Genomic DNA, 13,257 nt, shown 5'->3' on the forward strand with positions numbered 1-13,257 from the left:
GCGTTTTTTCATGTCAAAAATAAGTACCATGAAAAACTTGTTCCGAGGATCATTGAGGAGTAAGCAAACAGTGGTTGGTGTGGTTTCACTGATTCTGTTTGTTTCAGTAGTTTCGTTCATAGTATTTCAAGTCACCAAGGATTCGGTGGTCGTAAATGCGAACGGAAAAGAAGAAGAATTTTCAACTCACGCAAAAACAGTAGGCGACCTTCTTGAACAAGAAGGTATCGTAATCACTCAATATGATAAAGTATCACCCTCACTGAATACAGAAATCGTTAATGGTTTAACGATTGATTGGGAACAAGCAAGAGAAGTAACAATTTCAGTTGACGGAAGTCAGTCAAAAGTATGGACAACTGAAAGTAAAGTGAAGAACATTTTGGAAGAAGCAAATATCGAAGTAACAGAGCATGATGTATTATCACAAGCTTTGGACGCAGAAGTAGGCGAGACTAACCAAATTGATATTCAAAAGGCGTTTCAGTTAACGCTTGTCGATGGTTTAGAAGAAAGACAAGTTTGGTCCACTTCGACTACGGTCGCTAACTTTTTGAAACAACAGGGAATTCAGCTTAATGAGTTTGATCGTGTTGAAAATGATCTGGAGAAAGAAATTACACCAGAAGATAAAATCACAGTTGTTCGCGTAGAAAAAGTTACCGATGTAGTGGAAGAATCTATTGATTTCGCAGTAGAAACGAAATCAGACTCTTCATTGCTAAAAGGAAAAGAAAAAGTTGTAGCTAAGGGCGAGAAAGGGAAAGTGTCTCGTACCTACGAAGTTATTAAAGAAAATGGTAAAGTTATAGAGAAAGTTTTAAAATCAGAAGATGTAATTCAAAAACCAACTACAAAAGTAGTAGCAGTTGGGACAAAGGTTGTAACAGCAGCTGTTTCTCGTAGTAATAGTGCATCATCTTCAAGCAGCAGTAAAGAATTTTATGTCACTGCAACAGCATATACAGCAGGCTGTGCAGGCTGTTCAGGTGTAACAGCAACAGGCTTAACATTAAAAGATGGTATGAAAGTAATTGCTGTAGACCCAAGTGTTATTCCATTAGGAACTAAAGTATGGGTAGAAGGCTACGGGAATGCCATTGCTGCTGACAAAGGCAGTGCCATCAAGGGCAATAAAATCGACGTATTTGTAAGCTCAACGAACCAAGCAAACAGCTGGGGACGCAAAAAAGTACGCATCAAAATTTTAAACTAAAACTAGTAACTTAAAAAAAGTTTAGCATGATTCAACCAAAATGTATGAAGCCTCCCTGTAGACTGACAGGGAGGCTTTTTTTTGCGGGTAAATCGGTTCACATTAAGACGAAGCAAAGCGATACCGAGTGTGAAAGGTAGTAAAATCCTTCAGATTGCGACGAAGCGAAGCAATACCGAGTGTGAAAGGAAGTAATCGTGCTCGTATTGCGACGAAGCAAAGTGATAGCCAGTGTAAAAGGTAGTAATCGTGCACGTATTGAAACGAAGTGGAGGGATAGCAAGTATGAAAGGAAGTAATCGTGCACGTATTGGGACGAAGCGAAGCGATACCGAGTGTGAAAGGAAGTAATCGTGCTCGTATTGCGACGAAGCAAAGTGATAGCCAGTGTAAAAGGTAGTAATCGTGCACGTATTGAAACGAAGTGGAGGGATAGCAAGTATGAAAGGAAGTAATCGTGCACGTATTGCGACGAAGCGAAGCGATAGCTCAGATGGAAGGTAGCAAACCTGCCCGCATTACGACGATACGAAGCGTTTAACTAGATGAAAGGTAGCAATCACGCACGCCTTACGACGATGTAAAAAGGTTTCCCTAATGGAAGGTAGTAAACCCGTTCACTTTACACCAATCTGGAGCAATTTCCACTTAGAATCGTCTAATACTCTAATCTTATCTTGGAATCTCGACGGTCCAGACAAGTTGTAGGGACGCTAAATGTTACCCAATGCTACCGCCTCACCACTACAGCCGTAATGCTAATAAGCAAACCTACCATACTTAAGAACAAGCAGCGGTTAATCAATTGCCTCAAAATCACAGCAAACCAATCAAAACGACGTCTAGTCACTTTTCATGTTATTATAGTCAGAGATTGCTTTAGAAGAGGGGTATATTTTTGAATATACAAGAAATCATTGTTGTAGAAGGAAAAGATGATACAACGGCGATTAAAAGAGCGGTTAATGCAGATACAATAGAAACAAATGGCTCTGCGATTTCCGAGGAAACGATTCGTCGTATTCATCACGCTCAAACAAAACGTGGGGTAATTGTTTTCACAGACCCCGATTATCCAGGGCGTCGCATCCGTGCAATTATTGAAGAACGAGTTCCAGGAGTGAAGCATGCGTTTCTAGCAAAAGAGAAAACCATTGCGAAAAATGGTAAAGGACTTGGCATTGAGCATGCACGAGATGAAGATATTCGAGAAGCATTGAGCCAAGTGTATACGTCAAACCCAGATTTTAAAACTGAAAATATTATTACAATGGAAGATTTGCTAATAGCTCGATTGATAGGGCATCCACAATCAAAACAACGTCGCAATCGTTTGGGGGAAATCCTGAATATTGGGATGACGAATGGTAAACAATTGCATAAAAGACTAGCAATGTTCCAAATTACTGCTGAACAATTTGGTGAAGCAGTAGCTCAACTAGATCAGGAGGATCAAAATGAATAAAGATATCGCAACACCATTACGAACAAAAGAAATTTTAAATAAATACGGCTTTTCTTTCAAAAAAAGTTTAGGACAAAACTTTTTAATAGATCCCAATATTTTACGTAATATCGTAAGTCATGCCAATTTAACAGAAGAAAGTGGAGCGATTGAAGTTGGACCAGGGATCGGTGCATTAACAGAGCATCTTGCACGTTCAGCAAAAAAAGTTGTCTCTTTTGAAATTGACCAACGTCTTTTACCTGTACTTGAAGATACATTAAGTCCGTACGATAATGTGAAAATTATACATTCGGATATTTTAAAAGCGGATGTAGAAAAAGTAATAAAAGAGGAAATGTTAGGTATAGAAGACATCATGGTTGTGGCAAACTTACCTTATTACGTAACAACACCAATTTTATTGAAATTGCTAAATGATCGACTTCCGATTCGTGGATTTGTTGTTATGATGCAAAAAGAAGTAGCAGATCGCATTACGGCTAAGCCTGGGACTAAGGAATACGGCTCGCTATCTATTGCTATTCAATATTACGTGACTGCAGAGATTGCGATGGTTGTTCCAAAAACTGTGTTTATGCCACAGCCAAATGTGGATTCTGCCGTTATTCGTCTAATCAAGCATGATGAGCCACCTGTAAAAGTAATTAGTGAAGATTTCCTGTTTGAGGTAACACGAACTTCTTTTGCACAACGCAGAAAGACAATACTAAATAATCTTCAATCAGGGCTTCCATCGGGTAAAGAAAAGAAACAGCTTATTTTGGAGGCACTAGAATCAGCGAATGTAGACCCAACAAGAAGAGGGGAAACACTGTCTATTCAAGAGTTCGGAAAATTGGCAGATGCACTCTATCCCCACTTTGGCAATGTACAATAATTTGAACAAGAATCTATAATCTATAAGTTTTAAGGTTTTTTTATATAAAAAAAGTTGACAAGGATATTTGTCTGCTGATAAAATATTATAATTTGTTGACAGTTACCCAGAAATGGGCTATAATATTGTGTAGTGAGGTGTATGCGAAATGCCAAAAACGTTAGCTGACATTAAGAAGTCTCTAGATTGTAATTTGGGTAAACGTTTGCGATTAAAAGCAAATGGTGGTCGCAAGAAAACGGTTGAGTGTGATGGAGTACTTAGTGACACATATCACGCAGTCTTTGTCGTTGAGCTCGATCAAGAAGATAACGCTTGTAAACGCGTTTCTTATAGCTACACAGATATTTTAACAGAAGCAGTAGAAATCACGTTTTTAGATGATGTTCAGGTTGCAATTGCCAAATAGTTTTTATTTGTCTTATTAAAACACTCGATTTTTCGGGTGTTTTTTATTTTCTTTCGCACATACTAGTATTGTCAACCTACTTATTCCTAAGGAGGCAAAACTGCATGGCCAGAAGAAAAGGTATCATGTCGAGTCGTCTAAAAGAAGAGATAGCCAAGGAACTCGGATTTTACGATGTAGTCGAACGTGAAGGCTGGGGTGGAATTAAGTCACGTGATGCAGGTAACATGGTAAAGCGAGCAATTGAAATGGCCGAACAAGGTCTAGCACAGCAAAACCAAAAAAATATGAATAAGTAGTGTTGACACTTCGCCAATAGCTCCTATTAAGGAGACTATTGGCTTTTACTTTATCTAAAACAAATGAAGTGCTACAAGAAGAATGAGCTAGCGACACTTGTACGTACACTATGGTAAAATATATGGAAGTATAGAAGCTAAAATCAAAGATGAATAAAAGATTTGGATGGCAATCCGAGGAGGATATATATGCTTTATGTAAAAGCCCCAGCGAAAATAAATTTAACTTTAGATGTTTTATATAAACGCCCTGATAATTATCATGAAGTAGAAATGATTATGACAACTGTTGACTTAAGCGATCGAATTGGACTTGAGTCTCGAAATGATGGTTTAATCAAAATTATTTCAACAAATGGTTTTATTCCGGACGATAACCGAAACCTTGCTTACCAAGCTGCACAGCTAATCAAAGATACATATGGTATAGCTGATGGGGTTACAATTTCAATTGAAAAGGAAATCCCGGTAGCAGCAGGTCTTGCAGGAGGAAGTAGTGATGCGGCCGCTACATTAAAAGGGTTAAACGAATTATGGAATTTAAACTTATCCATCGATACATTAGCTGAGCTAGGAGCTAAAATTGGCTCTGATGTTTCGTTCTGCATTTATGGTGGGACAGCGCTTGCAACTGGGCGCGGTGAGAAAATTCAAAAGTTACCGGCTCCTCCAACTTGCTGGGTCGTTTTAGCCAAACCTAAAATCGGTGTTTCAACAGCACAGGTTTATGGTGGGTTAAATATAGAGGGAATCGAACACCCGAATACGAAACAAATGATTCAAGCGATAGAAACAAATGATTATGATTTAATGTGTGCTTCTATGGGAAATGTCCTAGAATCCGTTACATTTAACCTGCATCCAGAAGTTGTAATGATTAAGGAACAAATGAAGCGTTTTGGTGCAGATGCAGTGCTAATGAGCGGCAGTGGTCCAACTGTATTTGGTCTAGTAGATAATGAGTCTAGATTAGGAAGAATATATAACGGCTTAAGAGGTTTTTGTGATGAGGTTTTTGCAGTTCGATTGTTAGGTGAAAGGAATTCACTTGCTTAAATGCGTATATTTGTGGTACTTTTTCTATAAAATATTCGTGTTTATAAATCGATTTAAATGTAGGAAATGGAAAGAGGACTGTCTGCTATTAATTTAGTAGGCAGTTAATTTTACATTTTGTAGAAGTGGAGTGGATCTCGTGAAATGGAAGCGTAGCGAACGCCTTGTTGATATGACATATTATTTACTTGAGCATCCACATCAGCTAATACCTTTAACTTTTTTTTCTGAAACATATCAATCTGCCAAATCCTCAATTAGTGAAGATTTATCGATTGTTAAAGAAACGTTTGAAGAAAAAGGAATTGGATTGTTGATGACCGTACCGGGAGCAGCAGGCGGGGTAAAATATATTCCTAAGATGTCTGATAGTGAAGTGCGGGAGATTATTCAAATATTGATTACTCAGTTAAGTCAGTCTGATCGTCTATTACCAGGTGGTTATTTATTTATGACTGATTTACTAGGTAATCCTGAACTGATGAATAGAGTCGGAAAAGTATTTGCAAGCATTTATGCTGACCAAAAAATTGATGTCATTATGACGGTGGCAACGAAAGGGATTTCGATTGCGCATTCAATTGCAAGACATTTAAATGTTCCTGTTGTTGTCGTACGTAGAGATAGCAAGGTAACGGAAGGTTCTACCGTAAGTATTAATTATGTATCTGGATCTTCCCGACGTATTCAAACAATGGTACTTTCTAAACGCAGTATGAAGGGCGGCCAGCGCGTACTCATAACGGATGACTTTATGAAGGTTGGCGGTACGATGAATGGTATGAAAAATCTGCTAGAGGAATTTGACTGTGAGTTAGCGGGAATGGCTGTATTAGTAGAAGCAGAACATGCTGATGAAACACTGGTAGATGATTACTATTCTTTAGTAAAGCTTCATGCGGTAAACGAAAAGGATCGTACAATTGCTTTAAGTGAAGGTAACTATTTTTTAAAGGAGAGAAAATAAAATGAAAACAGTATCTACAACAAATGCACCAGCTGCAATTGGACCCTATGCACAAGGTATCGTAGTAAATGGAATCTTTTATAGTTCTGGACAAATTCCTTTAACAGCTTCGGGCGAATTAGTAGAAGGCGATATCGTCGTACAAACAAATCAAGTATTCGAAAATTTAAACGCAGTTTTAGAAGCAGCAGGTAGTTCACTAGATAAAGTTGTGAAAACAACTGTATTTATGGGGGATATGAACGACTTCGCGGCTATGAATGAAACATATGCAAAGCATTTTGGTGATCATAAACCTGCTCGTTCTGCAGTAGAGGTTGCTAGACTACCAAAAGATGTAAAAGTAGAAATCGAAGTAATTGCAGTAGTAGAATAAAATAGTTAAATGATGGAGGCAAAATAGCTTCCATCATTTTTTTTACAAAAAATATTTATAATTTTTCAAATTTTTGTATAATGGAAGAAGGGAATTTGAAATTTTTGTAGAATCATATCTTTTAAAGGCATCATAGAAGAGAGGAGTGAAATAATGGAGGTAACTGACGTAAGGTTAAGACGTGTCCAAACTGATGGGCGTATGAGAGCTATTGCTTCAATCACATTAGATGAAGAGTTTGTTGTACATGATATTCGTGTAATCGATGGCAATAATGGATTATTTGTAGCAATGCCAAGTAAGCGAACACCAGACGGAGAATTCCGCGATATCGCACACCCTATTAACTCTGATACACGAAATAAACTTCAAGAAGTTGTATTAGCTGCTTATCACGCATCTAGTGAAGAAGAAGTGCTAGAACTTGAAGAGGCAAATGTATAATCTTTAAACAATAGGAGTCTACTCATATTATTTGAGTAGACTCCTTTTTATCGTTAGATAAGAGAGTACATAACTTTCATATTTTCATAAATGTATCTAATGCAAATCGTTAAGGCTTGGTGATACGGCGACTTTTCTAATTAACCTAAAAATTATTATAAAATTCCATAGAAGATGTCATTGATTTGTCAAGTCTGGAAACCTTGAAAAGCAGGTGAATTTACTATATAGTCATAAGAGAATATAAGCGAAATTGGGGGACTCAAAGATCATGACGAACATTTTTGCGGTCATTTTGGCTGCTGGTCAAGGAACTCGCATGAAGTCCAAATTATATAAGGTGCTCCATCCTGTATGTGGGAAGCCAATGGTAGAACATGTTGTCGAGAACATTCAAACACTGGATGTAAGCCGAATTGTAACTGTTGTTGGACATGGAGCTGAAAAAGTAAAAGATCAGCTTGGTGAAAAAAGCGAGTATGTAATTCAACAAGAACAACTTGGAACTGCACATGCAGTAATTCAAGCAGAAAGCATTTTAAGTTCTCTTGAGGGAACAACACTAGTAGTATGTGGTGATACACCATTGATTCAACCGGAAACAATGAAAGCGTTATATGAACACCACAATAATCAAAAAGCAAAAGCAACCATTCTAACAGCTGTAGCCGGCAATCCAACAGGATATGGTCGAGTGCTTCGTGACGAAAATGGTCAAGTATCACAAATCGTGGAGCAAAAAGATGCTACACCAGAACAGCAGTTAGTTACAGAAATTAACACGGGCACATATTGCTTTGATAACAAAGCATTATTTGAGGCGTTAAAACTAGTTAACAATGAAAACGCACAGGGTGAATACTATTTACCAGATGTGATTGAAATTTTACAAAAACAAGGTGAAATTGTTTCAGCTTATACATGTGCGAATTTCGATGAAACACTAGGAGTAAATGATCGTGTTGCCTTAGCGCAAGCTGAAGAATTAATGCGTGCTCGTATTAATGAAAAGCATATGAGAAATGGTGTAACAATTATTAACCCAATGTCTACTCACATTAGTGCCGATGCACAAATTGGTCGTGATACGGTTATTAAACCAGGAACGATTATTGAAGGCCATACGGTAATTGGTGAAGACTGTATTATAGGACCAAATTCTAACATTGTAAATAGTAGAGTCGGCGATCGTACTACGGTATCAAATTCTGTTGTAACTGATAGTTCTATAGGAGAAGATACAGCTGTTGGTCCATTCGCTCATTTACGTCCTGAGTCACAATTAGGAAATCATGTGAAAATCGGTAATTTCGTTGAAGTGAAGAAGAGTACTCTAGGTGATGATACAAAAGTTTCACACTTGAGCTATATTGGCGATGCCGAGGTAGGAAGTAATGTAAATGTTGGCTGTGGATCTATTACAGTGAATTATGATGGCAAAAATAAATTTAAAACAATTATTGAAGATGATGTTTTTGTAGGATGTAACTCAAATCTAGTAGCACCAGTTAAGTTAGGTGCCGGATCATTTATAGCAGCTGGTTCAACGATTACAAAAGAAGTTCCAGCAGATGCATTAGGAATTGCACGTTCAAGACAAGAGAATAAACTGGATTACGCGAAGAAGTTAAAATAATTTGTAAAACTATTAGGAGGCCATCATGCCGTATCAATATGCTGACACAAAATTAAAAATCTTTTCTTTAAATTCTAACTACCCATTAGCACAGGAAATTGCAGAACAAATGGGAGTAGAACTTGGTAAATCATCTGTAAAACATTTCAGTGATGGAGAAGTTCAAATTAGCATCGAAGAAAGTATCCGTGGTTGTGACGTATTTATCGTTCAATCTACCTCTGCTCCTGTTAATGAACATTTAATGGAATTATTAATCATGATTGATGCTGTTAAACGTGCTTCTGCTCGTACAATTAATGTTGTAATGCCGTACTACGGTTATGCACGTCAAGATCGTAAAGCAAAAGCTCGTGAGCCAATCACAGCGAAATTAGTTGCAAACTTATTAGAAACTGCTGGGGCAGACCGAGTAATTGTATTAGACTTACATGCTCCACAAATCCAAGGTTTCTTTGATATCTTAATCGACCATCTAGTAGCGGTTCCAATCTTATCTGACTACTTTAAAACGAAAAACTTCAATCCAGAAGATGTAGTAATTGTATCTCCTGACCATGGTGGGGTTACACGTGCTCGTAAAATGGCAGAACGCTTAAAAGCACCGATTGCCATTATCGATAAACGTCGTCCAAAACCAAATGTGGCTGAAGTTATGAATATCGTAGGGAATATCGAAGGTAAAATTTGTATCTTAATCGATGATATCATTGATACTGCAGGAACAATTACAATTGGTGCAAATGCATTGATTGAATCCGGTGCGAAGGAAGTTTATGCTTGCTGTTCACACCCAGTACTTTCAGGTCCAGCAATTGAGCGTATTGAAAACTCGGCTATTAAAGAACTAGTAGTAACAAACACAATCCAGCTTTCTGAAGAAAAAATATCACCTAAGGTTAAACAACTTTCAGTAGCAAACTTAATGGCAGAAGCAATTTCTCGTGTATACGAAAACAAATCAGTAAGTACATTATTCGATTAATTCGAGTATTGAAGACAGGGCGAACCTTGCTCTGTCTTTTTTTTGTTACATTTTATGGTGGGATTATAAAATAGTTTTTAAAAAGCTGAAGTGAATTTCGGATAGAAAGCTACACTGTTGAAAGGGAATATAGTAGATTAGATATATTAAAGTATAATATCCAATCAAAAAGTCCGTAAGAAATAGAAATAAGCATAGTGAAAATGCTTATACTACATTCGTCTTAAATGGTAGTGAATTTTATAGGAGTAAGAAAGGTAACAAAAATGAATATTATAAAGGATTTTTTGCTACAGCTAATGCTTATGATTGTACCCATATTTATTTACTTTACCTTTATCAGTGAAAAGGTTAAGGGATATAAAAAACAAAATATTATAATGACGGTTTTATGGGGAATATCGATCTTATTTTGCATGTCTTTCCCGGTGAGCTTAGGTGAAAATGCACGGTTGGATTTAAGAATTATTCCACTATTATTGATGAGCTTATATGGAGGAATCTGGTCTTCCTTATTCCTTTCAGCACTTATAATAGTTTATCGATTATATTTTGGAATTAGTATAGGGTTTTATAATACCGTTCTAGTTTTGTTATTATCCCTGCCGGTAATCTGGTTTTTTCAAAAATACTTTATAAGGTCTGAAAAACAAAAAAGGGTGAGAATTGCAGTTGGTCTTTCCCTTTTCTACTGTATTGTTGGGTTTATCGTTTTCAATATTCTAAGAGGTTTTACTCTAGAGAATGGTATAGTACAGATTATTCAACTTATAATGGGCGGGTTAGTTACTTGGTTCTTTATTGTGTTATATGAAACTATTTTTGAGATTAACCAGATTCGAAAAGAATTGCAAAACGCTGAGAAAGTAAGGGTTATAAGCGAGTTAACAAGTGTTTTTGCACATGAAATTAGAAATCCGATGCAGGTTACTCGAGGGTTTCTGGAGCTTCTTAACGAACCTGATTTGCCTAAGGAAAAAAAGGAATATATACAAATATCCATAGAAGAATTAGACCGAGCAAATGAAATTATTAGTGACTTTTTAGCATTTGGAAAACCAACCACCGATATAAATGAGAGAATCGAAGTAGGTAATCAGTTACAGCGTGTTGTGAAAATCATCCAAAGCTATGGTATGAATCATAACGTTGAGATTAAAACCGAAATCCCGGGAGAGAGTTGGATTTATGCTAATTCGCAAAGATTACACCAGTCTTTGATTAATATCTTAAAAAATGCAATAGAGTCTATGCCAAATGGTGGAATTGTGTTGATTACATATACTTCTACTAACAACGGATATATAAGGATTAGCATTAAAGATGAAGGTGTTGGTATGACAAAAGAACAAATAGATAGGCTAGGATATCCGTATTATTCGTTAAAGGAAACTGGGACAGGCTTAGGAATGATGGTAAGTTTCCAAATCATCCAATCTTTTAAGGGGAAGATAGAAGTGATTAGTGAAAAGGATAAGGGAACAGAATTTATCATACTATTACCCCAAATATACTAAAGTAGCTAATCCACAGGTTGTAGGAAGTAAAATAACTTGATTGTTTTTAAAATGCTTCAAGAAATCCATAGAATATGTTATCTCTAAGTCAAATTTATGTGCTAGAAAAGTTTAGGATTCCATAAATAAAGGAATACTGAAATTGGACATAACTTTGAGAGGAGTTTGTATATGGATATTATTTTAGAAGCGAAACCAAGAGAAACGGGAGCACATTCTACTTTAACAAAACTTCGTCATGAAGGACAGCTACCTGGAGTTATTTATGGCTATAAAGTGGCTAACAAACCAGTAACACTTGATTATAAAGAAATGGCGAAAGCTGTTCAAAAGTTTGGAAGCGCGGGTGTATTTAAAATTGATTTGGAAGGCAATCAAATCAATGCGGTTTTAACAGATATACAAAGATGTGCACTAAAAGGTACCGTTAAACATGTGGATTTACTATCTATTAATATGGCTGAGGAATTAGAGGTAGATGTACCAGTTATGGTAATTGGTGAGGCATCTGGGGTAAAAGAAGGCGGCGTACTAATGCAGCCTATTCGAGAACTGAAAATCAAGGTTAAACCGTCAAATATTCCAGAGTCAATTGAAGTGGATGCTTCCAATGTTGGAATGAATGAATCTATTTCAGTAGCTGAAATAAGAAGTACGGTTCCATTTGAAATCCTAAATGCAGATGAGGATACGCTTGTTTCTGTCACGCCACCAGTTGTCGTGAACGATGATACTGCTGGACAAGGTGATACGGAAAACCAAGATATCAAAGCAACAGAAGCTCCAGAATCAGAAAGCTAATTTTGCAAAATGTATGAGTCAACTGCTCATACATTTTTATTTTTTATAAGGGAATAGTAAATTAACAGCTCCCCCATAAAGGTGTAAGTAAAATCTTACGCCTTGCTGTTTTTTATTTTTATTTAACTAATATAGAGGGTTTTCCATTTTTATGAAGTAATAAGTACATAAGTAGTCTTGTTTTTTCTCTTTCAATAAAGCCTATGTTAAAATATTTACGATTAGTGGAAAAAAAGGATGAGTATTCATGAAATTAATAATTGGATTAGGAAATCCAGGGAAACAATATGAACATACACGCCACAATATAGGCTTTGAATGTATAGATGCATTAGCTAAAAAATGGGACGCCCCATTAAACCAAATGAAATTTAACGGAATGTATGCAACTGTTCACCGACCAGAAGGAAAAGTAATTTTGTTAAAACCTTTAACATATATGAATTTATCAGGTGAATCTGTTCGCCCGTTAATGGATTACTTTGATATCGATATTGAGGATATTATTGTGATCTATGACGATTTAGATTTAGATACAGGGAAACTACGTCTGCGTCAAAAGGGAAGTGCTGGTGGTCATAACGGAATCAAATCATTGATCCAGCATTTAGGCACTCAGGAGTTTAACCGAATTCGAGTAGGGATTAGCCGCCCTCCTGCGGGTATGAAGGTGGCAGATTACGTACTTGCAAAATTTACAAAAGAAGATGATTCAGCAATTGACCAAGCGATTGATAAAACAGTTTCAGCAGTGGAAGTATCTTTATCAAAAAAATTCTTAGACGTAATGTCCGAATTTAATGGTGCATAAATAGGCAAAATTAGGTCAATACTTTGAGTATTACAAAGCTATTGCTTTACATACTCGAGGGGGAGGCGATTATAATGCCTGTTAAGTATCGTTGCCGACATTGTGAGACGGAAATTGGGACATTACCATTTGATGCGGATGACACAATTCGAAAATTGCATTTGTTTGAGGTTGGAGAGGTTGACGATTATATTGAAAAGAATGATCGTGGTGATACAACCGTGCATTGTATCTGTGAGCATTGCGAAGATTCATTAAGACAATTTCCTGATTATTATGCACTCAAAAAGTGGCTTCAATAATATAATCATTGTATAGCCAACAATTACAATGCAATCTACGCACGTAAGTCATGGTGCGAGAGAGTGGGCGACTTACAAAAAAAGTCACCCACT

15 protein-coding genes are annotated in these 13,257 nt (G+C 36.7%); all 15 read left to right on the top strand.

All coding sequences use genetic code 11. The annotated features are described in order from the left end of the window. Window positions 1-10 precede the first annotated feature (10 nt). The 15 genes from LG296_RS00340 (at window position 11) to LG296_RS00410 (ending at window position 13,164) form a co-directional block, all read left to right on the top strand. Entirely contained in the window at window positions 11-1,216 is a 1,206-nt protein-coding gene (locus tag LG296_RS00340; RefSeq protein WP_107936288.1) for a G5 and 3D domain-containing protein, read from the top strand. An 898-nt stretch (window positions 1,217-2,114) separates the two neighbouring features. After that, window positions 2,115-2,681: a ribonuclease M5 gene (rnmV, locus tag LG296_RS00345; RefSeq protein ID WP_107936290.1), complete on the top strand. Its 567-nt coding sequence runs from the start codon at window positions 2,115-2,117 to the stop codon at window positions 2,679-2,681. After that, window positions 2,674-3,561, top strand: a complete 888-nt coding sequence (gene rsmA, locus LG296_RS00350; protein ID WP_107936292.1) for a 16S rRNA (adenine(1518)-N(6)/adenine(1519)-N(6))-dimethyltransferase RsmA — start codon at window positions 2,674-2,676, stop codon at window positions 3,559-3,561. Before rnmV ends, rsmA begins: the two co-directional genes overlap by 8 nt. A gap of 148 nt (window positions 3,562-3,709) precedes the next feature. Then, window positions 3,710-3,970 (top strand): biofilm formation stimulator Veg, encoded by a 261-nt coding sequence (veg, locus tag LG296_RS00355; RefSeq protein ID WP_036197871.1) that lies wholly within the window; start codon window positions 3,710-3,712, stop codon window positions 3,968-3,970. A 104-nt stretch (window positions 3,971-4,074) separates the two neighbouring features. Beyond that, a complete protein-coding gene (locus LG296_RS00360) occupies window positions 4,075-4,269 on the top strand; it encodes a small, acid-soluble spore protein, alpha/beta type (protein ID WP_107936294.1) in 195 nt (64 codons plus the stop codon). Window positions 4,270-4,458: 189 nt separating this feature from the next. Next, on the top strand, window positions 4,459-5,325 hold the full coding sequence (gene ispE, locus LG296_RS00365; protein ID WP_107936296.1) for a 4-(cytidine 5'-diphospho)-2-C-methyl-D-erythritol kinase: 867 nt from the start codon (window positions 4,459-4,461) through the stop codon (window positions 5,323-5,325). Window positions 5,326-5,464: 139 nt separating this feature from the next. Further along, window positions 5,465-6,292: a pur operon repressor gene (purR, locus tag LG296_RS00370; RefSeq protein WP_107936298.1), complete on the top strand. Its 828-nt coding sequence runs from the start codon at window positions 5,465-5,467 to the stop codon at window positions 6,290-6,292. A gap of 1 nt (window position 6,293) precedes the next feature. Then, the gene (locus LG296_RS00375) at window positions 6,294-6,668 is read left to right on the top strand and encodes a RidA family protein (RefSeq protein ID WP_107936300.1); all 375 of its coding nucleotides are present in this window, start codon (window positions 6,294-6,296) and stop codon (window positions 6,666-6,668) included. Window positions 6,669-6,821: 153 nt separating this feature from the next. Continuing rightward, on the top strand, window positions 6,822-7,112 hold the full coding sequence (gene spoVG / locus LG296_RS00380) for a septation regulator SpoVG (protein WP_107936302.1): 291 nt from the start codon (window positions 6,822-6,824) through the stop codon (window positions 7,110-7,112). 271 nt (window positions 7,113-7,383) lie between these two features. Continuing rightward, complete coding sequence (glmU, locus tag LG296_RS00385; RefSeq protein ID WP_107936304.1) at window positions 7,384-8,748, top strand: bifunctional UDP-N-acetylglucosamine diphosphorylase/glucosamine-1-phosphate N-acetyltransferase GlmU; 1,365 nt, start codon at window positions 7,384-7,386, stop codon at window positions 8,746-8,748. A gap of 25 nt (window positions 8,749-8,773) precedes the next feature. Then, window positions 8,774-9,733, top strand: a complete 960-nt coding sequence (locus LG296_RS00390; protein ID WP_107936306.1) for a ribose-phosphate diphosphokinase — start codon at window positions 8,774-8,776, stop codon at window positions 9,731-9,733. Window positions 9,734-9,960: 227 nt separating this feature from the next. Further along, window positions 9,961-11,250: a HAMP domain-containing sensor histidine kinase gene (locus tag LG296_RS00395; RefSeq protein WP_107936308.1), complete on the top strand. Its 1,290-nt coding sequence runs from the start codon at window positions 9,961-9,963 to the stop codon at window positions 11,248-11,250. A gap of 171 nt (window positions 11,251-11,421) precedes the next feature. After that, window positions 11,422-12,051 (top strand): 50S ribosomal protein L25/general stress protein Ctc, encoded by a 630-nt coding sequence (locus LG296_RS00400; protein ID WP_107936310.1) that lies wholly within the window; start codon window positions 11,422-11,424, stop codon window positions 12,049-12,051. A gap of 247 nt (window positions 12,052-12,298) precedes the next feature. Continuing rightward, complete coding sequence (gene pth / locus LG296_RS00405) at window positions 12,299-12,862, top strand: aminoacyl-tRNA hydrolase (RefSeq protein ID WP_107936312.1); 564 nt, start codon at window positions 12,299-12,301, stop codon at window positions 12,860-12,862. Between the two features lie 74 nt (window positions 12,863-12,936). Beyond that, window positions 12,937-13,164 (top strand): anti-sigma-F factor Fin, encoded by a 228-nt coding sequence (locus LG296_RS00410; protein ID WP_107936314.1) that lies wholly within the window; start codon window positions 12,937-12,939, stop codon window positions 13,162-13,164. Window positions 13,165-13,257: the final 93 nt, after the last annotated feature.

Source organism: Ureibacillus chungkukjangi, assembly GCF_044795995.1.
Lineage (GTDB): Bacteria > Bacillota > Bacilli > Bacillales_A > Planococcaceae > Ureibacillus > Ureibacillus chungkukjangi.